At 70.7% G+C, this 22597-nt stretch carries 21 protein-coding genes; 15 read left to right on the top strand and 6 right to left on the bottom strand.

What is annotated here, in order from left to right:
- Both H5368_RS03920 and H5368_RS03915 read left to right on the top strand, forming a co-directional pair.
- Positions 1-594 (top strand): hypothetical protein, encoded by a 594-nt coding sequence (locus H5368_RS03920; RefSeq protein ID WP_182821562.1) that lies wholly within the window; start codon positions 1-3, stop codon positions 592-594.
- Positions 595-607: 13 nt separating this feature from the next.
- Complete coding sequence (locus tag H5368_RS03915; protein ID WP_182821561.1) at positions 608-1501, top strand: MBL fold metallo-hydrolase; 894 nt, start codon at positions 608-610, stop codon at positions 1499-1501.
- A 9-nt stretch (positions 1502-1510) separates the two neighbouring features.
- On the opposite strand, the gene H5368_RS03910 is transcribed toward H5368_RS03915, so the two are convergent.
- Positions 1511-2146, bottom strand: a complete 636-nt coding sequence (locus H5368_RS03910; RefSeq protein WP_182821559.1) for a winged helix-turn-helix domain-containing protein — start codon at positions 2144-2146, stop codon at positions 1511-1513.
- Between the two features lie 73 nt (positions 2147-2219).
- The gene (upp, locus tag H5368_RS03905; RefSeq protein ID WP_182821557.1) at positions 2220-2849 is read right to left on the bottom strand and encodes a uracil phosphoribosyltransferase; all 630 of its coding nucleotides are present in this window, start codon (positions 2847-2849) and stop codon (positions 2220-2222) included.
- A 173-nt stretch (positions 2850-3022) separates the two neighbouring features.
- Between upp and H5368_RS03900 the strand changes: the two genes are divergently transcribed.
- Positions 3023-4444, top strand: a complete 1422-nt coding sequence (locus H5368_RS03900) for a metallophosphoesterase family protein (RefSeq protein ID WP_182821555.1) — start codon at positions 3023-3025, stop codon at positions 4442-4444.
- Between the two features lie 288 nt (positions 4445-4732).
- Here the strand turns inward: H5368_RS03900 and H5368_RS03895 are convergent, their stop codons facing one another.
- Positions 4733-6223 carry an aminotransferase class III-fold pyridoxal phosphate-dependent enzyme gene (locus tag H5368_RS03895; protein WP_182821553.1) on the bottom strand — a complete coding sequence of 497 codons (1491 nt, stop codon included), beginning with the start codon at positions 6221-6223 and terminating at the stop codon, positions 4733-4735.
- Between the two features lie 136 nt (positions 6224-6359).
- On the opposite strand from H5368_RS03895, the gene H5368_RS03890 reads away from it, so the two are divergent.
- Entirely contained in the window at positions 6360-6791 is a 432-nt protein-coding gene (locus H5368_RS03890) for an Lrp/AsnC family transcriptional regulator (RefSeq protein WP_182821551.1), read from the top strand.
- A gap of 13 nt (positions 6792-6804) precedes the next feature.
- Complete coding sequence (queA, locus tag H5368_RS03885) at positions 6805-7836, top strand: tRNA preQ1(34) S-adenosylmethionine ribosyltransferase-isomerase QueA (RefSeq protein WP_182821548.1); 1032 nt, start codon at positions 6805-6807, stop codon at positions 7834-7836.
- Here queA and H5368_RS03880 read toward each other — a convergent pair.
- Positions 7821-8378, bottom strand: a complete 558-nt coding sequence (locus H5368_RS03880; protein ID WP_182821547.1) for a YaeQ family protein — start codon at positions 8376-8378, stop codon at positions 7821-7823. The two genes, queA and H5368_RS03880, sit on opposite strands and share 16 nt — an antisense overlap.
- Positions 8379-8574: 196 nt before the next feature.
- Here H5368_RS03880 and H5368_RS03875 point away from each other — a divergent pair, with 196 nt between their 5' ends.
- The 7 genes from H5368_RS03875 to secF all read left to right on the top strand — a co-directional run bounded on the left by H5368_RS03875 (position 8575) and on the right by secF (position 16971).
- Positions 8575-9660: a Fe(3+) ABC transporter substrate-binding protein gene (locus tag H5368_RS03875; protein WP_182821545.1), complete on the top strand. Its 1086-nt coding sequence runs from the start codon at positions 8575-8577 to the stop codon at positions 9658-9660.
- Positions 9661-9703: 43 nt separating this feature from the next.
- Positions 9704-11389 carry an iron ABC transporter permease gene (locus H5368_RS03870; RefSeq protein WP_182821543.1) on the top strand — a complete coding sequence of 562 codons (1686 nt, stop codon included), beginning with the start codon at positions 9704-9706 and terminating at the stop codon, positions 11387-11389.
- Positions 11386-12378: an ABC transporter ATP-binding protein gene (locus H5368_RS03865; protein ID WP_182821541.1), complete on the top strand. Its 993-nt coding sequence runs from the start codon at positions 11386-11388 to the stop codon at positions 12376-12378. The genes H5368_RS03870 and H5368_RS03865 overlap by 4 nt, the downstream gene beginning before the upstream one ends.
- Positions 12379-12448: 70 nt before the next feature.
- The gene (gene tgt, locus H5368_RS03860; RefSeq protein WP_182821538.1) at positions 12449-13591 is read left to right on the top strand and encodes a tRNA guanosine(34) transglycosylase Tgt; all 1143 of its coding nucleotides are present in this window, start codon (positions 12449-12451) and stop codon (positions 13589-13591) included.
- A gap of 88 nt (positions 13592-13679) precedes the next feature.
- On the top strand, positions 13680-14030 hold the full coding sequence (gene yajC / locus H5368_RS03855; RefSeq protein WP_182821537.1) for a preprotein translocase subunit YajC: 351 nt from the start codon (positions 13680-13682) through the stop codon (positions 14028-14030).
- Between the two features lie 99 nt (positions 14031-14129).
- Complete coding sequence (gene secD, locus H5368_RS03850; RefSeq protein ID WP_182821534.1) at positions 14130-15992, top strand: protein translocase subunit SecD; 1863 nt, start codon at positions 14130-14132, stop codon at positions 15990-15992.
- 13 nt (positions 15993-16005) lie between these two features.
- Positions 16006-16971 (top strand): protein translocase subunit SecF, encoded by a 966-nt coding sequence (gene secF, locus H5368_RS03845; RefSeq protein ID WP_182821532.1) that lies wholly within the window; start codon positions 16006-16008, stop codon positions 16969-16971.
- Between the two features lie 172 nt (positions 16972-17143).
- Here the strand turns inward: secF and H5368_RS03840 are convergent, their stop codons facing one another.
- On the bottom strand, positions 17144-17968 hold the full coding sequence (locus tag H5368_RS03840; protein ID WP_182821530.1) for an inositol monophosphatase family protein: 825 nt from the start codon (positions 17966-17968) through the stop codon (positions 17144-17146).
- 87 nt (positions 17969-18055) lie between these two features.
- Here H5368_RS03840 and H5368_RS03835 point away from each other — a divergent pair, with 87 nt between their 5' ends.
- The 3 genes from H5368_RS03835 to H5368_RS03825 all read left to right on the top strand — a co-directional run bounded on the left by H5368_RS03835 (position 18056) and on the right by H5368_RS03825 (position 21962).
- Positions 18056-18835 carry an RNA methyltransferase gene (locus H5368_RS03835; protein ID WP_182821528.1) on the top strand — a complete coding sequence of 260 codons (780 nt, stop codon included), beginning with the start codon at positions 18056-18058 and terminating at the stop codon, positions 18833-18835.
- An 80-nt stretch (positions 18836-18915) separates the two neighbouring features.
- Positions 18916-19836 (top strand): phosphate/phosphite/phosphonate ABC transporter substrate-binding protein, encoded by a 921-nt coding sequence (locus tag H5368_RS03830; RefSeq protein ID WP_223878041.1) that lies wholly within the window; start codon positions 18916-18918, stop codon positions 19834-19836.
- A complete protein-coding gene (locus H5368_RS03825) occupies positions 19833-21962 on the top strand; it encodes a GGDEF domain-containing phosphodiesterase (protein WP_182821525.1) in 2130 nt (709 codons plus the stop codon). Before H5368_RS03830 ends, H5368_RS03825 begins: the two co-directional genes overlap by 4 nt.
- Before the next feature lie 5 nt (positions 21963-21967).
- On the opposite strand, the gene H5368_RS03820 is transcribed toward H5368_RS03825, so the two are convergent.
- Positions 21968-22561: an exopolysaccharide biosynthesis protein gene (locus tag H5368_RS03820; protein WP_343203877.1), complete on the bottom strand. Its 594-nt coding sequence runs from the start codon at positions 22559-22561 to the stop codon at positions 21968-21970.
- Positions 22562-22597 lie beyond the last annotated feature (36 nt).

Here is a 22597-nt window from a genome sequence, read left to right as displayed (position 1 = left end):
GTGATCGAGCCACCTCCGAAACCCTGGTACCTCAAACTGCCGGCCAAGCTGGGCGCGACCGTGTTCTTCCTGGTCGCGCTGACCACGCTGATCGGCAACCTGCTGGAGCTCGATGCCAAGCGGCGCGAGCGGGCGGAGCAGCTCGCGCCGGTGGCCACCATCGCGGTGCCGGCGCCTGCGGACCCCGACGGGACGCCGGCGGCACCGCCGGCGGCACGGCGCCTGGCCCTGCAGCTGGAGCGCATCGTGGTGCTTGGCGATGGCACGGTCGGCACCACCGACTGGCGCTTCGCGGTGGAGGCCGGCGGCGAGCCCTTGTTCGTGCTGCAGCAGGACGCGCTCGACGACACCGCCGGCCGCAACGTCGCGCTGCCGGCCGGCGCGCGCACCACGTTGCGGGTCGCCCCGGCGGGGTCGCTGGTGACGGTGAAGGCCTGGCGCGGCAGCCGGCTGCGGCTGCCGAGCGCGGAGCCCGATGCCAGCGGGCAGGGCAGGCTGGCGCTGGATGGCGCCATCGCGCCGCTCGAGGTGGTGGCGATCGATCCGGCCGGCGGCCATTTCATCCTGCATTTCTCGGCAACCGCCGCCGACTGAGTACTATCTGCCCATGAAACTCTGGTCGATCGACGGCAACACCCAGAAGCTCGACGGCGGCGCGATGTTCGGCAATGCGCCGCGCGCGGTCTGGGCCAAGTGGGCGGCGCCCGACGACGCCAACCGCATCCCGCTCGCCACGCGCTGCCTGCTGGCCACGCCACTTGCCGGGCGCACCGTGCTGTTCGAGACCGGGATCGGCGCGTTCTTCGAGCCGAAACTGCGCGAGCGATTCGGCGTCACCGAGGACCGCCACGTGCTGCTGGATTCGCTGGCCGCCGCCGGCTTCCGCCACGAGGACATCGACGTGGTGGTGCTGAGCCACCTGCACTTCGACCACGCCGGCGGCCTGCTCGCTCCGTGGGCGGAAGGCGCGGCGCCGGCGCTGCTGTTCCCCAATGCCACCTTCGTGCTCGGCCGCGAGCAATGGGCGCGCGCAGTGGATCCGCATCCGCGCGACCGCGCCAGCTACATCCCGGAGTTGCCCGGGCTGCTCGAGGCCAGCGGACGCCTGGAGCTGGTGGACGGCGTGCACACGCCCGCGCTCGGCAACAGCGTGCGTTTCCACTACAGCGACGGCCACACGCCGGGGATGATGCTGGCCGAGATCGTCGGCCCCGACCTGCGTGGCGGCGAGGCGCACGGCGGGGTGGTGTATTGCGCCGACCTGGTGCCGGGCCTGCCCTGGGTACACGTGCCGATCACGATGGGCTACGACCGCTGCGCCGAGACCCTGATCGACGAGAAGCAGGCGTTCCTCGAGGACAAGCTGGCGCGCAACGTGCACCTGTTCTTTACCCACGACCCGGAGTGCGCGCTGGCGCAACTGGCGCGCGACGCGCGCGGCCGGTTCACGGCGGAGCACCGGCTGGCCGGACTGCACGCACGGAGCCTGGGCGCTGCCTGAGCGCGGCGCTCAGCGCGCGACGGGGGCCAGCAGCAACCAGGCGGCCAGCAGTGCCGACAGCAGCAGGACGACGATGACCACGAGACGATGCCGGCGCGCGTGCCCGGCATGCTCGGGCGCGCCCGTTGCGTCGGCACTGATGTTCGGCGTCACGTGCCCGCTGCCCGGTGGCGCCGGGGCGCGCTGCCCGCGCGCCGCAGCCTGGACCGGCGTGCCGCTGGTTGCGGCACCGTTGCCTGGCAGGGTCGCGCCCGCCGGGACCAGCACCGCCGGCGTCGTCAGCCGGTAGCCCACGCCGTAGACCGTGGAAAGGGTCCGCCCGGCCTCGCTGCCCAGGGCGATGCGCAGCCGGCGCATGGTCTTGGACACCGCGCTGTCATTCACGTGCTCCACGCCTGGCCAGGCTTCGGCCACGAGGGTGCTGCGCGGCACGACCTGCTCGGCATGCCGCAGCAGGCAGCCCAGGACTGCGAAGGCACGCTCGTCGAGTTGTGCGCGGTAGTCGTCGCGGATCAGCTGGTGGCTGTCGATGTCGAGGCGGTTGCGTCCGAACAGCCAGTGCGCGCCCGCCGGTGCGCCGTCGGCCGCATGCGACCGGCGCGAGCCGGCAGGACCGGAAAACAGCGTGAACAAGGGGCTGGCCACACTTGGCCCAACGCCAGGCGTGCGCCAGGCAGGCCATCGGCGCGTGCAAGGCGCGCCGGCCGAGCCGGCGGACTCAGGCGCGGGTGCCGAAGATCTTGTCGCCGGCGTCGCCGAGGCCGGGATGGATGTAGCCCGTGTCGTCGAGGCGCTGGTCGATGGCTGCGGTGAAGACCTCGACATCCGGGTGCCGCGCCTCGAGCGCGCGCAGGCCTTCCGGTGCCGCCACCAGGAACAGGCCCTTGATTCGGCTGCATCCGGCGGCCTTGAGCATGTCGACGGTGGCGATCAGGGTGCCGCCGGTGGCCAGCATCGGGTCGAGGATCAGCGCGGTGCGGTCGGCCATCTCGCCGACCAGGTTCTCGTAGTAGGGCACCGCCTGGAGCGAGGCCTCGTCGCGCTTGATGCCGACCACGCTGACCTTGGCGGCCGGGATGAGTTCAAGCACCCCGGGCAGCATGCCCAGCCCCGCGCGCAGGATCGGCACCAGGGTCACCTTGCGGCCCTTGATGCGGGTCACGCGCACCGCGCCGGCCCAGCCGGCCACCTCGGCGTCTTCGGTCTCGAGGTCGGCGGTGGCTTCGTAGGTGAGCAGGGTGGCCACCTCGGCCGACAGCTCGCGGAAGGTCTTGGTGCTGTTGTCGGCGCGGCGCAGAAGGCCGAGCTTGTGCTGCACCAGCGGGTGGCGGACTTCGACGATCTTCATGCGCTATCCAGGCGTGCGATGCGCGAAGTCTGCAGCAAACCCGGTCAGAACGCAGTGCTTGCAACAGGACATGCCGGGGACAGCGGTGCATCAGCTGCAATCCGGGCGTCATGGAGCGAAGCGAAGATGTTGCGGTTCCATGACATCCGCCCCCGATGCAAGGTTGATTGCCGATGCTCCAGCGCCTGGTTTCCGTTTCTGTTTCCGCCCTGCTTGCAGTACTGCTCGCGCTGGCCGCGGCCAACCCCGTGATCGCCCGCGATACGGCAGTCGATGCCGCGGGTGACGCGCGCGAAGCGGAGCCCAACACCCTGGTGCCCGCGGGCGACCCGCGCTATGCGCCCGCAACGCGGCCGGACCGCGTCATCGCCTCGCCCGCCGCGGATCCGGCGCGTGGTTTCCACGTGGCATGGCGCACTGCCGACGGCGTGGATGCACCACTGCTGGAGCTGGTCGTCGCCGGCGACTCGCCGGACATGGGCGCGCCGCACCGTGTCGCCGCGCGCAGTCGCGCGTTCACGACGGAAAACGGCACGGGCCGGCAGCACCGGGTCACGGTCGACGGACTCGAGCCCGACACGCTGTACGCATTCCGCGTGCAGGGCGGCAACGGCTGGTGGAGCCCGTGGCGGCAGCTGCGCACCGCGGCGGCCGCGGGTGCGCCGCTGGAATTCCTGTACTTCGGCGACACCCAGAACAAGAACGCCAGCCTTGGCACGCGCGTCGTGCTCGAGGCGATGCGCCACGCCCCCAAGGCGCGCCTGGCGCTGTTCGCCGGTGACCTGGTGAGCGGCGGGGACGGCGAAGACGACAACGAGTGGGGCGAGTGGTCCGACATCGCCGCGCCGCTGGCATCGACCATGCTGGTCGCGCCCCTGGCCGGCAACCACGAGTACTTCGAGGAGTTCGAGGACACGCCCCGGGAGCGCCGCGTGCTGGGCGCGCACTGGGCGCACATGTTCGCGCTGCCCGGCAACGGCGCGCCGGGCGCTGAGGCGACGACCTACTGGTTCGACATGCACGACGCGCGCTTCGTGGTGCTCGATGGTACCTCGGCGCTCGACCTCGGCACCGTCAGGGCGCAGGCCGCGTGGCTCGACGGCGTGCTGCGCGACAGCCCGCGCGCGTGGACGGTCGTGGCCATCCACCAGCCCATGTACTCGCCGCGCGAAGGGCGCGACAACCGCGTGCTGCGCCGTCACCTGATGCCGGTACTGGAGCGCCACGCCGTCGACCTGGTGCTGCAGGGCCACGACCACACCTACGGTCGCCGCGCCGGCGACGCCGGCAAGGCCACGCCGCAATACGTGGTGTCGGTGGCCGGTGCCAAGCAGTACCTGTTGTCGCAGGAAGCGCGCGAGACCATGGCGCCGGTTGCCGAGGACACGCAGTTGTTCCAGGTGATCCGCATCGACGGCGACACCCTGCATTACGAGGCGCGCACCGCCACCGGTCGTCTCTACGACGCCTTCTCGCTGGTCGGCGATCGCGCCACGGGCCGCCGGATCATCGAACACACCGAAGGCCGGATCGGGCAGCGTGACTGCGGCCGCTCGGCCACGCTCAAGGGCCGCACGGATCGCTGCTGGGAGTAGGGCGCTTCACTTGGGTGGCGGGTACCAAGGGCCTTGAGGACTCATGTCCCCCGGCGATGGCCTTGGCCATCGCCTCCTCCTTGACTTCGCCCTCAAGGCCCTTGGCACCCGCCCCACAGCCGCGACCCGGCCCCAAAGTGGCCGGGAGGCCTTCGCGGGGAAGTCAAGGAGGAGGCATCCGCCGCGAGGCGGATGCCGGGGGACATGAGCCGCGAAGGCCTCACGGCCACCACAGGGCACGTCAGGCCTCCAACGCCCCTCAGGCCACGGAGTAGCAGCGCGAGGTAATCAGGCCGCCGCCTGCACCCGCGGGCCTTCGAGCAGCGCGCGCTTGACCATCGAGACCACCAGGTCCAGTTCGTCCTCGCCCATCTCGAAGCGCGGGGTGAAGCGCAGCGAGTTCTCGCCGCCGTGGATCACGCCCAGGCCCTGTTCGCGCAGCCACTCTTCCGACGAACCCGCGCCGTAGCCCTTGAAGCCCGGTGCCAGCTCGCAGGAGAACAGCAGGCCGGTGCCCTGAACCTTGGTGATCAGCCCGCCGAGTTCGGCCTTCAGCGCCTCCAGCTTGTCGAGCGCCTGCTGGCCGCGGGCGCGGATGTTGGCGCGCACCTCGGGCGTGACCAGGCCCAACACCGTGACGCCGACATCGGCCGCGCGCGGGTTCGCGGTCATGGTGTTGCCGTAGGTGCCACGCTTGTAGATGCCCGCGGCGCGCGCGTTCACCGCCAGCACCGACAGCGGATACTGGCCGGCGTTGAGCGCCTTCGAATAGGTCTCCATGTCCGGCGCCTCCTGGCCCTCGAAGCCGGGGTAATCGACGATCGACAGCGCGCCGGTGGCGCGCAGGCCGGCCTGGATGGAGTCGACCAGCAGCAGCGCGCCATGCGCCTTGGTGAGTTCGCGCGCGGCGGCGTAGAACGCGACCGGCACGCTGCGGCCCGGGTCGCCTTCGCCCATCACCGGCTCAAGGAACATCGCCTCGATGAACCAGCCCTTGGCATCGGCGTCGGCGAAGGCCTGCTTCAGCGCGGCCAGGTCGTAGGGCGGTACGACGATGACGCTGTCCTCGTGGCGGTAGCTGGCCAGTGCGCCTTCGTACGCCTTGCGCGAGGAATTGGAGTACAGCGCCGGTGCCTCGGTGCGACCGTGGAAGGCGCCCTTGACCACCAGGCGCTTGATCGTGCGGCCGGCGTGGCGGGCGCCGGACTCGGTCATGGTCTTGGCGTTGGTGTCGGCGATGCGCGCGGCCAGCGACACCGACTCGGAGCCGGAGTTGAGGCACATGATGGCGGCATACGGGCAACCGCCGATGCTGTGGCCGATCTCGGCGCGCAGCGCGCGGTCCAGGCGCAGCTGCGACAGGCTGGGCGTCATGACGTTGGCCATCGCCTGCGGCTTGGCCATCGCCTCGATCACCGCCTGCGGCGCGTGGCCGAAGCCGAGCATGCCGTAGCCGCCCGTGTCGTACAGCACCGCGCCCTTGAGGGTCACGATCCACGGCCCGCGCGCTGCGAGCGCGACGTAGGGGTTCACGCCGTCCTGCGGATAGAAGTTGACGTAGCCGGCCTGCACGGCCTGGATCTGCGCGTCCTCGTCGAGGTCGAGCAGGTCGGCGAAGTCGGCTTCGATACGCGAGAATTCCGCTGCCGCTGCGTCGATCGCGGCGACGAGGTCGGCGTGATTGGCGGCAAACCGCTCCACGGTGGCGTCATCGAGGCCGGGGGTGCGGCGGTGGCCCTTGCGGGCGCGGAGCGTGGCGAGCCTGGCGGTCACGGACATGGTGCTGATCCTCGGGTTGGAGTGGCACCCCTCCGGCGCCTCGACCTCTATTATCGCCATGGGTTCGGCGCTTGGTAGGTGCGAATTGCGCAATAGTCGGGTAGCTTTCGTCGAATCGACGTATGGAATGTGCGAGATGAAGCTCACAGGCTCCGATGAGGCCCTGCTGTCGCTGCTGCGCGAGAATGCCCGCGCGTCCACCGCCGAGATCGCCCGGCGCCTGCAACTGTCGCGGACCACGGTGCAGAGCCGGATCGAGCGCCTGGAGCGCATGGGCGTGATTGCCGGCTACACGGTGCGGGTGAAGGATGACTTCGAACGCGAGCGCATCCGCGCGCTGATCATGGTCACCGTGTTCCCCAAGCAGGCGCCGGCCGTGGTCGAGGCGCTGCGGCAGATGCCGGAGCTGCGCAGCCTGCAGTCGGTCAGCGGGCCCTGGGACCTGGTGGCGCAGGCCGTGGTGCCGACGATCGGCGACATGGATGCGTTGACCGACCACATCGGTGCGCTCGACGGCGTGGAACGCACCACCTCGTCGCTCGTGCTGTCCACCAAGTTCCAGCGCTGACGGAAACCCCGCTTTGAAAAAGTCCGATTTCCATTTCGACCTGCCGCAGGCGCTGATCGCCCAGGCGCCGCTGGCCGAGCGGTCGGCCAGCCGCATGCTGGTGGTGCCGCCGGGAAATGCCGCGTTCGAGGACCGCCAGGTGCGTGACCTCGCCGGGTTCCTGCGCAGCGGCGACCTCGTGGTGTTCAACGACACGCGGGTGATCCCGGCGCGGCTGTTCGGCCACAAGGCCGGCACCGGCGGACGCGTGGAAATCCTCATCGAGCGCCTGCTGCCCGGCAACGAGGCCCGCGCGCAGGTGGGTGCCAGCAAGACGCCGAAGCCGGGCAACCGCATCCTGTTCGACGCCGGCGGCGAAGCCGAAGTGCTGGCCCGCGACGGCGCCTTCCACCACCTGCGCTTCCATGTCGACGGCGCGCTGGAGTCGTGGCTGCTGAAGGCCGGCCGCCTGCCGCTGCCGCCGTACATCCAGCGCGATGCCGGCGCCGATGACGCCGAGCGCTACCAGACGGTGTTCGCGCGCGAGTCCGGCGCGGTGGCCGCGCCCACCGCCGGCCTGCATTTCGACGCGGCGCTGCTCGCGTCGCTGCGCGCGCGCGGCGTCGGTTTTGGCCACGTCACGCTGCATGTCGGCGCCGGCACGTTCCAGCCGATGCGCGTGGACGATGTGCGCGACCACCACATGCACAGCGAGTGGATCAACGTCGGCGCGGAACTGGTGGAGCAGGTGCACGCGACGCGCGCGGCCGGCGGACGCGTGGTGGCGGTGGGCACCACGGTGGTGCGGGCGATGGAGTCGGCCACGGTCGACGGCGTGTTGCGGCCATTCGCCGGCGAGACCAGCATCTTCATCTTCCCCGGCTACCGCATCACCTCGGCGGACGTGCTGCTGACCAACTTCCACCTGCCCGAGTCGACCCTGCTGATGCTGGTGTCGGCGTTCGCGGGCAAGGGCCGTGTGTTCGCGGCGTACGCGCACGCGGTGCGCGAGCGCTACCGCTTCTTCTCCTACGGCGATGCGATGCTGCTTTACCCCGGCAGCTGAGGGCCGCCCTGCAGCCAGCGCGGGGTGAACACGACGTTGGCGGCATCGCTCATCAGCTGCAGCTCGCCGTCCTGGATCATCGCGGTCAGGCGCATGCCGCGTTCGAGCAGGCTTTCCATCGCGGCCACGGTGTCGGCGCCGATGTCGACCACCACCAGGTTCCTGACGCGCGCCAGTGCCGCGCTGTTCTTGGTCCACCAGATCGCGGCGCCGCCGCCGCTGTAGGTCACCACCACGACCTGCCTGGCACGGCCGGCGGCCTTGCGGATGCGGCTTTCATCCGGCTGCCCGAGGTCGATCCACTGCTCGATGTCGCCGGTGTAGTCACGGCGCCAGAGGTCCGGTTCCTCCTCGTTGCTCAGCCCGCGGCCGAACTCGAGGCGCTCGTCGGCGAACAGCGCGAACGCCAGCAGCCGCACCATCAGCCGGCCCGGGGTCTCCGACGGGTGCTGCGCCAGGGTGAGGTTGTGCAGGGCGTAGTAGTGCCGGTCCATGTCGCTGACCTGCAGCTCGACCTTGTAGACGGTGGCATTGGGGGCCATGGGATGGGTCCGCGCAAAGCAGGCGATTGTAGGCGCTTTCGCCGCAGTGGCCGGCCGCAGCGGCAGGACGCAGCGGGGCCCGTGCACGGTGCGGCTGGTCGCTGCGGGCCGCGGGTGAGACAATAGTGATTCTCATTACCGACGTGCCGACCGTTGTCGCCGCGCCCGCCAATCATCGCCAGGAGTCTCCGTGCACATGCCGTCCCGATTCCCCCGTACTTCGAGCCTGCTCGCCGCAGCCTGCGCCGCGCTGCTCCTGGCCGCCTGCGGCAAGCAGGCGGCGCCCGCGCAGGAAGCCGGTGCCGCGACGCCGCAGGCAGACGCAGCGGCTGGCGCGGTCAACCTCTACACCACCCGCGAGCCCGGCCTGATCCAGCCGCTGCTGGACGCGTTCACCCGCGATACCGGCATCACGGTCAGCACGGTGCTGCTCAAGGACGGGTTGATGGAGCGCCTGAAGGCCGAAGGCGAGCGCTCGGCGGCCGACGTGCTGATGACCGTCGACACCGGCAACCTGCTTGACGTGGTCGAGGCCGGCCACACCCAGGCAGTGGACTCGGACGTGCTCGAATCCGCAATCCCGGCGCACCTGCGCGGTGCCGACGGCCACTGGTTCGCGCTTTCGCTGCGCGACCGCGTGCTGTACGCGCACCGCGACCTGGCGCTGGAGTCGTTCGCCTACGAGGACCTCGCCGACCCCAAGTGGAAGGGCAGGGTGTGCATCCGCTCCGGCCAGCACCCGTACAACACCAGCCTGTTCGCGGCGATGATCGCGCACAACGGCGAGGAGGCCACCGAGACCTGGCTGCGTGGCGTCAAGGCCAACCTGGCGCGCAAGGCGGCCGGCGGCGACCGCGATGTCGCCCGCGACATCCTCGCCGGCATCTGCGACATCGGCCTGGCCAACGCCTACTATGTCGGCCGCATGAAGAACGCCGAGCCGGGTTCCGAGCAGCACCAGTGGGGCGAGGCCATCAAGGTCATCCGCCCGGTGTTCGCCGACGGCGGCGGCACGCACGTCAACATCAGCGGCGCGGCAATTGCGCGACATGCGCCGAACCGTGACAACGCGGTGCGGTTGCTGGAATACCTGGTCTCCGACGAGGCGCAGAGCCTGTACGCGCGTGCCAACTACGAGTATCCGGTGAAGGCCGGCGTGGAACTGGATCCGGTGGTGGCGAGCTTCGGCGAGCTGCGCGTCGACCCGTTGCCGCTGACCGAGGTGGTGCGCCATCGCCGCCAAGCCAGCGAACTGGTCGACAAGGTGGGCTTCGACAACTGAACCGGTGCCGGTCCCGCGTGCCGGTCCGGCCGACGCCCAGCGCATGACGCTTCACGCAAACCGCGGTGCCGCGGCGGCGCTGCGCCGCCTCGACCCATGGCAGCTGGCCGCGGCAGGCATCGCCGCGGTGGTGCTGCTGCCGCTGCTGTCGCTGGCCTGGACCGCGCTGCAGGGCAGCGCCGGCATGTGGTCGCATGTCGCGGTGCACGTCTTGCCGACCGCCGCGCGCAACACCTTGCTGCTGCTGGGCGGCGTGGGCGTGCTGGTGGTGGCGATCGGCACCGGCGCGGCCTGGCTGGTCACCGCCTATGACTTCCCGGGCCGGCGCACGCTGGCGTGGGCATTGCTGCTGCCGCTGGCGGTGCCGACGTACATAGTGGCGTTCGCCTACCTGGACCTGCTGCATCCGCTGGGCCCGGTGCAGGGCGTGGTGCGCGCGCTGCTGGGCTACGACAGCCCGCGCGACTTCCGCCTGCCCGACATCCGCTCGCTGGCCGGTTGCATCGTGCTGCTCGGCTTCGTGCTGTATCCCTACGTGTACCTGACCACGCGCGCGATGTTCATGACCCAGGCGGCCGGGCTGATCGAGGCCGCGCGCACGCTGGGCGCCTCGCCGGCGGCGGTGTTCCGGCGCGTGGCGCTGCCGCTGGCCCGGCCCGCGATCGCGGTGGGCACGGCACTGGCGCTGATGGAGGCGCTCAACGACATCGGCGCCTCCGAATTCCTCGGCGTGCAGACGCTTACCGTGGCGGTGTACACGACCTGGATCACCCGTAGCGACCTGCCCGGTGCCGCGCAGATCGCGCTGTCGATGCTGGTGGTGGTGGTGGCGCTGCTGGCGCTGGAGCGCCACGCACGCCGCCGCCAGCGCTACGCCTCCGGACAGCGGCCGCGGCCGATGCAGCCGCTGCGGCTGCGTGGTGGCCGTGCGGTGCTGGCCTTCTCGCTCGCGCTGCTGCCGGTGGTGGTGGGCTTCGTGCTGCCGGCCGCCTACCTGGTGGTGGAGACATTGGCGCGGATGGGCAACGGCGGGGTGTCGCCGCAGTTGCTGGCGAGCACGCGCAACACGGTGCTGGTGGCGGTGGCCGCGACCCTGGCCACGGTGTTCGCCGGCCTGGTGATGGCGTGGGCGCTGCGGCTTGCGCAGGGCCGTCGCCGCGAGGCATCCGCCGCGCTGAGGCTGCGGGCGGCAAGCCTCGGCTACGCCGTGCCCGGCACGGTGCTGGCGATCGGCCTGCTGATGCCGCTGGCGTGGTTCGACGATGGTGCCAACCTGGCGCTGCGCGCGCTCGGCATGGAACCGCGGATGCTGCTGATGGGCTCGATGGCGGCGCTGGTGCTGGTGTACCTGCTGCGCTTCCTGGCGATCGCGGCCGGCGGCATCGAATCCGGCCTGGCGCGTATCCCGCCGTCGCTCGACCAGGCTGCGGCCAGCCTCGGCCACCGTGCCGGCGCGACCCTGCGCCGCGTGCACCTGCCACTGCTGCGCCCGTCGCTGGCCGCGGCCGCGCTGCTGGTGTTCGTGGACGCGATGAAGGAACTGTCGGCGACGCTGCTGCTGCGGCCGCTGGATTTCGAGACACTGGCGACCTGGCTGTATGCCGAGGCATCGCGTGGCACCTACGAGGAGGGAGCGGTGGCGGCATTGCTGATCGTGCTGGTGGGACTGTTGCCGGTGGTGCTGCTGGCACGCACCGGGCTGCGTTTCGGCCAGGAGCGCGCGTCGTGAGCGCGGCGCTGCTGCAGCTGGACGCGATCGATGTCTCCTATCCCGCACCCGGCGGGCCGAAGGTGGTGGTCGACCGGCTTTCGCTGCAGCTCGAGGCCGGCACCATCGGCTGCCTGCTCGGTGCTTCGGGCTGCGGCAAGACCACCGTGCTGCGCGCGGTCGCCGGCTTCGAACCGGTGCGCAAGGGATCCATCACCCTGGATGGCGGCTGCGTGTCGAGGCCCGGGCTGTCGCTGCCTCCGGAGCAGCGCCTGGTGGGGATGATGTTCCAGGACTACGCGCTGTTCCCGCACCTCGACGTGGCGGCCAATGTCGCGTTCGGACTGCAGCGGCTGGCGCGTGCGCCGCGCGCCGCGCGGGTGGCGGAACTGCTGGCACTGGTTGGCCTGTCGACCTCGGCCGGGGCCTATCCGCACGAGCTCTCCGGCGGCCAGCAGCAGCGCGTGGCACTCGCGCGCGCGCTGGCGCCGGGCCCGGCGCTGCTGCTGCTCGACGAGCCGTTCTCCAACCTCGACACCGATACCCGCGAACACCTGGCACTGGAGCTGCGCGCGCTGCTCAAGGCGGCCGGTACCACGGTGCTGATGGTCACCCACGACCAGGCGGAGGCGTTCGCCATGGCCGACCGCATCGGGGTGATGGACCGCGGCCGGATCCTGCAGTGGGACGGCGCCGAGGCGCTGTACCGGCAGCCGGCGGACCGCTTCGTGGCCGGCTTCATCGGGCGCGGCGCGCTGGTGCCGGCGGCGTCCCTGGGCCTGGCGGGCGACGATGACGTGCTGCTGCGTCCCGAGGCGCTGTACCCGCACGCGGAGGGCACGATCCACGGCGAGCTGCTGGCGTCTGCATTCCGCGGCCCCGGGCACGCCGGCAGCGTGCGCCTGCCTGGTGGCTGCGTGGTGGAGATCGACCTCGAGGCCGGCCACGTGCCGGGCGGCGCGATCCGCCTGCGCCTGGACGAGGACGGGCTGGTGCGCTTCCCGCGCTGAGCGCGGTTTCCGTGGCCGCGCCCGATCCGCGACAATGGCCGGCCTTGTCCACGCCCCGGCAGCACCGTCCATGTCCCGCATGCAGTTCCAGTTGTCCGCCCGCGACGGCGGCGCCCGCCGCGGCCGGCTCACGTTTCCGCGCGGGGTGATCGAAACGCCGGCGTTCATGCCGGTCGGCACCTACGGCACGGTCAAGGGCCTGCTGCCGGAACAGGTCAAGGCGCTGGGCGCGCAGATCATCCTGGGCAACACCTTTCACCTGTACCTGCGGCCGGGCCTGGAGGTGATCGAAGCGCACGGCGGGCTGCACGGCTTCATGCGCTGGGACGGGCCGATCCTCACCGACTCCGGCGGCTTCCAGGTGTTCTCGCTGGCGCACCGGCGCAAGATCACCGAGGCCGGCGTGACCTTCTCGGCGCCCACCGACGGCTCCAAGGTCTTCCTGGGGCCCGAGGAGTCGATGCACATCCAGAAGGTCCTCGGCTCGGACATCGTGATGATCTTCGACGAGTGCCCGCCGGTGCAGGTGGACGGCGCGCCCGTCGACGCGCGCGTTGTGGAGCGTTCGATGGAGCTGTCGCTGCGCTGGGCCGAACGCTCCCGGCGGGCCCACGAGGGCAACGACGCGGCGCTGTTCGGCATCGTGCAGGGCGGGGTGCACCACGACCTGCGCACGCGCTCGGCGGCAGGCCTCAAGGCGATCGGCTTCGACGGCTACGCGATCGGCGGCCTGGCGGTGGGCGAGACCGAGGCCGAGCGCAACGCCATGCTCGAACACACCTGCCCGCAGCTGCCGGAAGACCGCCCGCGCTACCTGATGGGCGTGGGCAGGCCCGAGGACCTGGTGGAGTCGGTGGCGCGCGGCGTGGACATGTTCGATTGCGTCATGCCGACCCGCAACGCGCGCAACGGCCACTACTTCACCTCCACCGGAACCGTGCGCATCCGCAACGCCCGCTACGACCGCGACAACGGGCCGATCGAGGCCGGTTGCGGCTGCCCGGCGTGTGCCGGCGGCTATAGCCGCGCCTACCTGCGCCACCTGGACCGCTGCAACGAGATGCTCGGCCCGATCCTCGGCACCCTGCACAACCTCTGGTACTACCAGTCGCTGATGGCGGGGATGCGCCAGGCGATCGAGGCGGGAACCTTCCAGGCCTTCCGCGAGTCTTTCCATGCCGTGCGCGCGGCCGCGGCCACCCGGCCAGGCTGACCGCGCGGCCTGCATCAGGCGTTGAAAGCGCCCGCCGCCGGCCGCATGGCATACTTCCCCGCTGATTTCCGCCTTGATGGATGAACCCATGAGCCTGCCCAACCCGCTCGACCTGCTGATCGCCCCCGCCTATGCCCAGGCCGCCGCCCCGGCCGCGGCGCCGAGCATGCTCACCACCCTCGCGTTCCCGGTGATCCTGCTGCTGATCATGTATTTCCTGATGATCCGCCCGCAGATGAAGCGCGCCAAGGAGCATCGCGGCATGCTGGAAAAGCTCGCGGTCGGCGACGAAGTGATCACCAGCGGCGGCATCGCCGGCGTGGTGCGCAACATCGGCGACAGCTTCCTGACCGTCGAGATCGCCAACGGCGTCGAGATCCGCGTGCAGAAGGGTTCGGTCGGCAACGTCCTGCCCAAGGGCACGCTCAAGGCGGCCTGACCGCCGCCACACGCTCTCCCGAGCCCGGCGAGCGGTTCCGCCGCCGGGCCCCGACCATGTCGCTCCCGTCCGCGGGAAGACCTCCCGCAAGACGAAGCCATGCTTGAATTTCCCCGCTGGAAGTACGTCGTCATCCTCATCGTGGTGCTGTTGAGTGCGCTGTACGCGCTGCCCAACATCTATCCGCAGGATCCCTCCGTGCAGATCACCGCCAACCGCGGCGCCACCATCGGCGCCGAGCTGCGCGGCAAGGTGGACGCCGCGCTGGCCGAAGCGGGCGTCACCGCCAAGGCGGTCGATACCGACGACAAGGAAATGATGGTGCGGCTGGCCAGCCTGTCCGACCAGACGCTGGTCGCCGACGCGCTGCGCCCGGTGCTGGGCGAGGACTACATCGTCGCGCTCAACCTCGCGTCCACCGTGCCGGCGTGGCTGGAAGCCGTCGGCGCGCGGCCCATGCTGCTGGGCCTGGACCTGCAGGGCGGCGTGCATTTCGTGCTGCAGGTCGACCAGAAGGCGGCGCTGGACAAGCGCCTTGATGCCTACGCCGACGAGATCCGCGCGGTGCTGCGCGACAACCGCATCCGCTACGAGTCGGTGGAGCGCACCGCCGGCGGCGTGACCGTCGCCAACCTGGCCGATGCCGCCGACGCCGACCGCGCCATGCGCCTGCTGGCCACCGCGCAGCCGACGCTGCTGCGCGAGGCGGTCGGCAAGCGCATCACCACCCGCGTCCCGGACGTCGAACTCAACCAGATCTCCACCGACGCGATCGACCAGAACATCACCACGCTGCGCAACCGCATCGACGAGATCGGCGTGGGCGACCCGGTGATCACCCGCCAGGGCGCCGACCGCGTGGTGGTGCAGCTGCCCGGCGTGCAGGACACGGCCGAGGCCAAGCGCATGATCGGCGCGACCGCCACGCTGGAATACCGCGCGGTGGTGGACGGCGATCCCTTCGACGCGGTGGCCAGCGGCAACGTGCCGCCCGAGGCGCGCGTGTACTACCGCCGCGAAGTCGGCGTCGACGGCCGCCCGATCCCGGTGCTGCTCAACAAGCGCGTGATCGCCTCCGGCGAGCAGATGGTGACCGCGCAGTCGACACTCGACGAGAACGGCATGCCGGCGGTAAGCGTGACGCTCAACAACCTCGGCGGCCAGCGCATGTTCGACTTCACCTCGATGAGCGTCGGCAAGCCCATGGCGGTGGTGTACATCGAGCGCATCCCGCAGCTGACGACCAATGCCGCCGGCGAGGAAGTGCGCAGCTTCCGCGTCAGCGAAGAGGTGATCTCGGTCGCGAACATCAACGGCGTGTTCGGCAAGCAGTTCCAGACCACGGGCCTGGAGAAGGCCGAGGCCGACGGCCTGGCGCGCCTGCTGCGCTCGGGTTCGCTGGCGGCGCCGATGGACTTCATCGAAGAGCGCATCGTCGGCCCGAGCCTCGGCAAGGAAAACGTCGCGCGCGGCACCACGGCGGTGCTCTACGCCTTCGTGTTCACCCTGCTGTTCTTCGGCATCTACTACCGCATGTTCGGCCTGTTCACCTGCATCGCGCTGCTGCTCAACCTGCTGATGGTGGTCGCGATCATGAGCCTGTTCGGTGCCACCATGTCGTTGCCGGGCTTCGCCGGCCTGGCGCTGTCCATTGGCATGTCGGTGGACGCGAACGTGCTCATCAACGAACGCATACGCGAGGAGTTGCGCGCGGGCATGCCGGCACGGGCGGCGATCGCCAACGGCTACGACAAGGCCTCGGGCACCATCTTCGACTCCAACATGACCGCACTGCTGGCCGGCATCGCGCTGTTCGCGTTCGGCACCGGGCCGCTGAAGGGCTTCGCGGTGACGATGGTGATCGGCATCCTGACCTCGGTGTTCACCGCGGTGACGGTGTCGCGCGGCATCGCCACGCTGGTGTACGGCGGGCGCAAGAAACTCACCACCCTGCCCATCTGACGGGAACACGACCATGACCATTTTCCCGTTGCGGCTGATCCCGGCCACCCCGAACATCGACTTCATGCGCCTGCGCTGGGTGTCGGTGCTGCTGTCGCTGGCGCTCACCATCGGCTCGATCGCGGCGATCGCCGGCATCGGCTTCAACTACGCGCTGGATTTCACCGGCGGCACCGTGGTGGAGCTGCGCTTCGAGCAGGCGGCCGACGTCGACGGCGTTCGCGAACGCCTGGAGGCGGCAGGCTACGGCAGCGCGCAGGTGCAGACCTACGGCAGCGGCAGCGACCTGCTGGTGCGCCTGCAGCCGCGTGACGGCGAGACCAGCGCCGACGCCAATGCGCGCACCGCCGAGGAAGTCCGCGCGGCGGCCTCCGCCGACGGCAATGAGGCGACCATCCAGGGCAACGCGTTCGTCGGGCCGCAGGTCGGCCGCGAGCTGGCCTGGAACGGGCTGTACGCGCTGCTGTTCGTGGTGGTCGGGTTCCTGATCTACATCGGCTTCCGGTTCGAGTGGAAGTTCGCGGTCGCGGCCATCGTCACCACCTTGAACGACGTGCTGATCGTCGCAGGCTTCTTTGCGGTCACCGGGCGCGAGTTCGACCTCACGGTGCTGGCCGGCCTGCTGTCGGTGATGGGCTTCTCGATCAACGACACCATCGTGGTGTTCGACCGCGTGCGCGAGAACTTCCGCAGCATGCGCGCGCCGCCGCACGAGGTGCTGAACGCGTCGATCAACCAGACCCTGTCGCGCACCATCATCACTTCGGTGGCGGCGTTCCTCACGGTGTTCGCGCTGTACCTGTACGGCGGCGGGTCGCTGCAGGGCATGTCGTCGGCGATGATGATCGGCATCGTATTCGGCACGCTGTCGTCGATCTTCGCGGCCTGCCCGCTGCTGACCATGGGCTTCCTGAAGGTCACCAAGCAGGACCTGCTGCCGAAGGCCCGTGACGACGAGGAACTCGCCCGCCGGCCCTGATCGCCCGCGTCTCCGTGCCCCGGAGCGCGGGGCTGGGTGCACGTACGAAAAACCCCGCATCGTGCGGGGTTTTTTTGTCAGCCATCGCTCTCCGAAAGACCTGCTTTTCTTCGCGTCCTCAGCGAGCTTCGCGAGACAAAGGCTTCATCCATCCGCCACCGGCCCCCAAGGTTCAGAACGCGGCCGCGTAGCCGGAGGCTTCGATGGTCTTCTGCAGGGCGTCGGCCAGCTTGAGGTTGCCGGCCAGGACCTGGCGGCTCTGCATGGCGATGTGCATCGGCCCCAGTGCCGCGCCGCGGAAGTCGCTGACGCGGCCGCCGGCTTCGCGCACCAGCAGGATGCCGGCGGCGACGTCCCACACCTGCACGCCGGCCTCGAAGTAGCCGTCGGTGCGCCCGGCGGCCACGTAGGCCAGGTCGAGCGCGGCGGAGCCCGTGCGGCGGATGTCCTCGGCCGTCGCCAGCACCTGGCGCACGCAGTCGAACTGCGCGGCCACGCGCGCGCGTTCGCGCGGCGCGAAGCCGGTGGTGATGGTGGCGCCGGCCAGGTCCTTGCGCTCGCCGATGCGGATGCGGTGGCCATTGAGCTGCGCGCCGCTGCCGCGGCTGGCGGTGAAGAGCTCGTTGCGCAGCGGGTCGAAGATCACCGCATGCAGCGGCTCGGGACCCTCGCACAGCGCGATCGAGACGCACCAGTGCGGAAAGCCGCGCAGGTAGTTGCTGGTACCGTCCAGCGGATCGATGACCCAGGTGTAGCGGCTTGGCCCGCGGCTGCCCTTGAGGGCCCCGCCTTCCTCGCCGAGCACGGCGTACTCCGGATAGGCGCGACGCAGTTCCTTGATCACCGCGGCTTCGGCCAGTCCGTCGACCTCGCTGGCGTAGTCCATCCGTTCCTTCTCGACCACGTTGAGTGCGTCGAGCTTGTTCATGTTGCGCAACAGGACGTTGCCGCCGGAGCGGGCCGCCTTGACCATGATGTTGACAGCAGGTTGTAGCATCGCGGGCAGGCTCCGGGCGCTTGGGATGGACGGCAGGGGAAAAGAACGGGCGGCTCGAGGCCGTCGCGCAGTTTACCATCCGCACCCATGAACATCGCGCAGCCAGTCGGCGAAATCCGCATCGTCCTCGTCGGGACCCAGCATCCGGGCAACATCGGTGCCGCCGCCCGGGCCATCAAGACCATGGGACTGGAGCGCCTGGTGCTGGTTGCGCCCGAGCGCTACCCGCATGGCGATGCCATCGCGATGGCGGCCGGTGCCGACGACGTGCTGGATGCGGCGCGCATCGTCGGCAGCCTCGCCGAGGCGGTCGCCGACTGCGCGCTGGTGCTGGGCTGCACCGCGCGCAGCCGGCGCATCGCCCTCGAGGAACTTGCGCCGCGCGCCGCCGCCGCGCGCCTGCACGACGCCGCGGCCGCGGGTGCGCAGGTGGCGCTGGTGTTCGGCCGCGAACGCACCGGCCTCGACAACGACGAGCTGCAGCTGTGCCATGCGGCGGTGCATATCCCCGCCAATCCCGACTACAGCTCGCTGAACCTGGCGGCCGCGGTGCAGGTGCTGTCCTACGAACTGCGGATGGCCGCACTGGCAAGCGACCCGCGGGCCACGCCGGTCGCGCCGTCCGGGGAACCGCGCGACGCGCCGGCCAGCCACGCCGAGCTGGAGGGCTTCTTCGCGCAGTTCGGCGAGACCCTCGATGCGATCGATTTCCACAAGGGCAGGGCACCGGAGTCGGCGATGCGCAAGCTGCGGCGGATCTTCCTGCGCTGTGGCCTCGACGCGCGCGAGGTACGCCTGCTGCGCGGCGTGCTCGCCGACGCCCAGCGCATGGCGCGCCTGGCGTCCGCGCCGCCCCCGGGGCCGTGAGTGGCAGGTGCCAGTGCGGGTGTTTTCCGCTAGGCTGCCACGCTGCACCGACACTGTGACGCGAGCCTCATTTGACCGCGATGTTCCGCCGCCTGCGCCACCTGCCAGCCGCGATGGTCCTGTGCCTTCTCGCGTTCCTGCCCGCGGCGTCGGCCAACGATGCCGGCGTGCTGGTGCTGGGGCGCATCAGCGACGACCCCGCCGCGCACTACGACCAGCTCAAGCCGCTGCTTGATTACGTGGTCCCGCGGATGGCGGATGTCGGCATCCGCGAGGGCCGGATCCTGATGGCGCGCGACCTGAAGCAGATGGAGAGCTACCTGCGCCGCGGCCGCGTGGACTGGGTCACGGAGACCACCGCGAGCGCCCTGCAGCTGCAGACGCGTGCCGGCGCCGAACCGCTGCTGCTCACCGAGCGCAGTGGCGTGAGTACCTACCGCACGGTGTTCTTCGCGCGCCGCGACAGCGGCATCGACAGCCTCGACGACCTGCGCGGGCGCAGCATCGCCTTCCAGAACCTCAATTCCACCAGCGCCTACTACCTGCCGGCGATGGAGATCATCAGCCGTGGCCTGCCGATGGAGATCCTGCTGTCGCCCGGCGACCGCCCGGTGGCAGGCTCGGTGGGCTACCTGTTCGCGCGTTCGGAGCTCAACATCGCCACCTGGGTGCACAAGCGGCTGGTCGATGCGGGTGCGCTCAGCAACCTCGACTGGGAAAGTCCGCAGCGCATGCCCGCGAGCTACCGCAGCGACCTGGTGGCGTTCCACGTCACCCCCGACTTCCCGCGCGCGCTGGAGATGGTCCGCGGCGACCTGGAACCCGCGGTCAAGGCGCGCCTGCGCGAGGTGCTGGCCGCCGCCGCCAACGACCCGGATGCCAGCGAGGCGCTGTTGCGCTTCTTCAACACCACGCGCTTCCTGCCCATGGACGCGGCGACCGCGCGCTCACTCGACGTGCTGCGCGCCGGCGTGGCGCGTGTCGGGGCGAAGATCGAATGAGGCTGCGCGACGGCCTGCATGCGCGGTTCCTGGCTGCGGTGGTGCTGGCGCTGCTGGTGGTGCTGGCGGTGGTGACGCTGGTCCTGCATCGCCAGGACGTGATGCGCCGGGAAGTGCTGGCGCTCAGCAAGGAGTCGATGCACGCGCTGGTCTTCGACCGGCTGGCCGAACGCGGCGAGGCGGCGGCGGTGCAGCTCGCGGCGAGCCTGGTCAACCCGCTGTACTACTTCGACCTGGACCAGATCGGCGCGCTGCTGCGCGCGGTGATGAAGCAGCCCGACGTCGCCTACGCGGTGGTCTACGACACCAGCGGCGCGGTGATCCATGACGGGTCCGGCGACATCGCGACCTTCGGCCAGGTGATGGACGACGCGCTGGCGTACGAGGCCATCGCCGGCACCGGCCCGCACGTGCAGTCCAGCGACCGCATCCTCGACGTGTCCACGCCGGTGCGGATGGGCGACCAGCGCCTCGGCGGCCTGCGCATCGGCTACTCGGTGGCGTCGGTCGCGGACGACGAGGCGCGCGCCGTGCAGGGCATGAGCGCGCGGCTGACCGAGATCGGGCGCCGCCATGCCGGCTGGATCGCGGCGTTGATGGCGGCGCTCGTGGTGTTTGGCGCGGCGGTCAGCTTCCTCGTGCAGCGCACGCTGGTGCGCCCGATCCGCCAGCTCGCCGACGCCGCGCGCGAGATCGAGGCCGGCAATTTTGCGGCCGCTGTCCCCAGCGACGGACGGCGCGACGAGCTCGGCGACCTGATGCGCGCGTTCGGCCGCATGGGCGACAGCATCGTGCGCCACGACCGCGACATGCGGCGCATGGCCTACACCGATGCGTTGACCGGCCTTTCGAACCGGCTGGCGTTCCGCGAGGTGCTCGACCGCCGCCTGATGGAGCTGCACGGCGCCGGCCACCAGCTGGCGCTGCTGTTCGCCGACATCGACGACTTCAAGCGCATCAACGACACCCTCGGCCACGACGCCGGCGACGAGGTGCTGGTGCAGTTCTCGACCCGCATCCAGGAGGCGGTGGAGCGCCACGGCGGCGCAGGCGCGCACCTCGCGCGGTTCGGCGGCGACGAGTTCGTGGTGCTGATCGAATCCGAGGCGCTGGCCGAGGGCGGCATCCGCGGCGTGGCCAGCCGGCTGGCGGAGACACTGGTGGCGGAGCTGAGCCGCCCGATCCTGGTGCGCGGCCGGCAGGTGTTCCTCGGGACCTCGATCGGCATCACCCTGTTCCCGGACGATGCCGTCGGCGCCAGCATGCTGATGAAAAACGGCGACATCGCGATGTACCAGGCCAAGGTGGCGGGCAAGAACTGCTACCGCTTCTACAGCCGCGCGATGGACCAGGCGGTCGAGCGCCGCGTGCGCATGGAGCAGGACCTGCGCGGGGCGTGGGAGCGCGGCGAGCTGAGCATTGTCTACCAGCCCGTGTTCCGGCTCGAGGACACCCGCCTGGTCGGCGCCGAGGCGCTGCTGCGCTGGAACCACCCGGAGCACGGCATGGTGGCGCCGTCGGTGTTCATCGATGTCGCCGAGCAGAGCGGCCTGATCGAGGTCATCGGCCCGCAGGTGTTGCGCGCGGCGTCGCAGGATGCGATGCGCTGGCGCCGCGACTTCCCGGGTCAAGAGCTGTTCGTCTCGGTCAACGTGTCGGCGCGGCAGCTGCGCACCGGCGACCTGGCGGCGCAGGTCGAGCGGGTGCTGGAGGAAACCGGCCTGCCGGCCGGCTGCCTGCACGTCGAACTCACCGAGACCGCGGTGATCGGCGACGAGTTGCGGGTCAGCAGCCTGCTGTCACGTTTGCGGACGGCCGGGGTGAAGGTCTGGCTGGATGATTTCGGCACCGGCTTCTCGGGCCTCAGCCACCTGCGGCGGGTGCCGGTGGACGGCGTGAAGATCGACCGCAGCTTCATCGCCGACGTGCTGCGCGACCCCGACGACCTGGCGCTGACCACCGCGATCATCGCCATGGCGCATTCGCTGGGCATCACCGTGGTCGCCGAAGGCGTGGAGAAGGAAGGCCAGTTCAACGTGTTGCGCGAGCGCGGCTGCGACCTCGCGCAGGGCTACTGGCTGGGCTATCCGATGACCGTGCACGACTTCCGCCGCCTGCTGGCCTGACAGCGTCAGAACAGGCGGTCGAGCCACTCCGTGGCCACCGCGGCGAGGGTGCCACCGGTCACGCCGAAGATCACGATGGCCGCGATCCCGGCGCCCCACGACAGCAGCAGCAGCGCGCCATCGCGCTCGAGCAGTGCCAGTGCATACGCCAGCAGCAGGACCCCGAACACGTAGTTGGTGAACGGGATCGGCAACGCCAGCAGCAGGCCGAGCAGCACAAGCAGCACGCCGGTGAACATGGTGGCCGCGCGGTGGTCGATGAGCGCCGCCAGGCGCGGCCGCACCAGGTGTTCCAGGCGCAGCAGCCACGGCGAGATCCGGTGCTCGAACCGCGCCAGCGTGCCGCGCCTGGGGCCGCGCGTGGCGACGAAGCCCGGCAGCCACGGGCGGCGCAGGCCGAGCACCAGCTGCAGGCCCACCAGGCTGACCAGCGGCCCGCTGAGCGCGCCGGCCACGCCGGGCACCGGCAGGAACGCCGGCAGGGTGGCGATGAACAGCAACATGCCGAACATGCTGCGGCCCAGGCCGTCGAGCAGGGTGCGCAGCGGCAGCAGTTCGTCGACCGGCCCGTCCACCAACGAGGCCAGGATGGTGCGCACGCTGGCCTGCGGCCGCTTCGCGCGCGGCCCGCCTGT

Origin of the sequence: Luteimonas sp. MC1782, from assembly GCF_014164605.1 — a bacterium.
Taxonomy (GTDB): Bacteria; Pseudomonadota; Gammaproteobacteria; order Xanthomonadales; family Xanthomonadaceae; genus Luteimonas.
The sequence above is the reverse complement of the archived record's forward strand: the minus strand, read 5'-3'. Positions and strand labels throughout refer to the sequence as shown.

Coding starts and splice junctions, on each gene's coding strand:
- H5368_RS03915 (WP_182821561.1), top strand. CDS start 608: ATGAAACTCTGGTCGATCGACGGCAACACCCAGAAGCTCGACGGCGGC.
- upp (WP_182821557.1), bottom strand. CDS start 2,849: ATGAAGATCGTCGAAGTCCGCCACCCGCTGGTGCAGCACAAGCTCGGC.
- H5368_RS03900 (WP_182821555.1), top strand. CDS start 3,023: ATGCTCCAGCGCCTGGTTTCCGTTTCTGTTTCCGCCCTGCTTGCAGTA.
- H5368_RS03895 (WP_182821553.1), bottom strand. CDS start 6,223: ATGTCCGTGACCGCCAGGCTCGCCACGCTCCGCGCCCGCAAGGGCCAC.
- H5368_RS03890 (WP_182821551.1), top strand. CDS start 6,360: ATGAAGCTCACAGGCTCCGATGAGGCCCTGCTGTCGCTGCTGCGCGAG.
- H5368_RS03880 (WP_182821547.1), bottom strand. CDS start 8,378: ATGGCCCCCAATGCCACCGTCTACAAGGTCGAGCTGCAGGTCAGCGAC.
- H5368_RS03875 (WP_182821545.1), top strand. CDS start 8,575: ATGCCGTCCCGATTCCCCCGTACTTCGAGCCTGCTCGCCGCAGCCTGC.
- H5368_RS03870 (WP_182821543.1), top strand. CDS start 9,704: ATGACGCTTCACGCAAACCGCGGTGCCGCGGCGGCGCTGCGCCGCCTC.
- tgt (WP_182821538.1), top strand. CDS start 12,449: ATGTCCCGCATGCAGTTCCAGTTGTCCGCCCGCGACGGCGGCGCCCGC.
- yajC (WP_182821537.1), top strand. CDS start 13,680: ATGAGCCTGCCCAACCCGCTCGACCTGCTGATCGCCCCCGCCTATGCC.
- secD (WP_182821534.1), top strand. CDS start 14,130: ATGCTTGAATTTCCCCGCTGGAAGTACGTCGTCATCCTCATCGTGGTG.
- secF (WP_182821532.1), top strand. CDS start 16,006: ATGACCATTTTCCCGTTGCGGCTGATCCCGGCCACCCCGAACATCGAC.
- H5368_RS03840 (WP_182821530.1), bottom strand. CDS start 17,968: ATGCTACAACCTGCTGTCAACATCATGGTCAAGGCGGCCCGCTCCGGC.
- H5368_RS03835 (WP_182821528.1), top strand. CDS start 18,056: ATGAACATCGCGCAGCCAGTCGGCGAAATCCGCATCGTCCTCGTCGGG.
- H5368_RS03830 (WP_223878041.1), top strand. CDS start 18,916: ATGTTCCGCCGCCTGCGCCACCTGCCAGCCGCGATGGTCCTGTGCCTT.
- H5368_RS03825 (WP_182821525.1), top strand. CDS start 19,833: ATGAGGCTGCGCGACGGCCTGCATGCGCGGTTCCTGGCTGCGGTGGTG.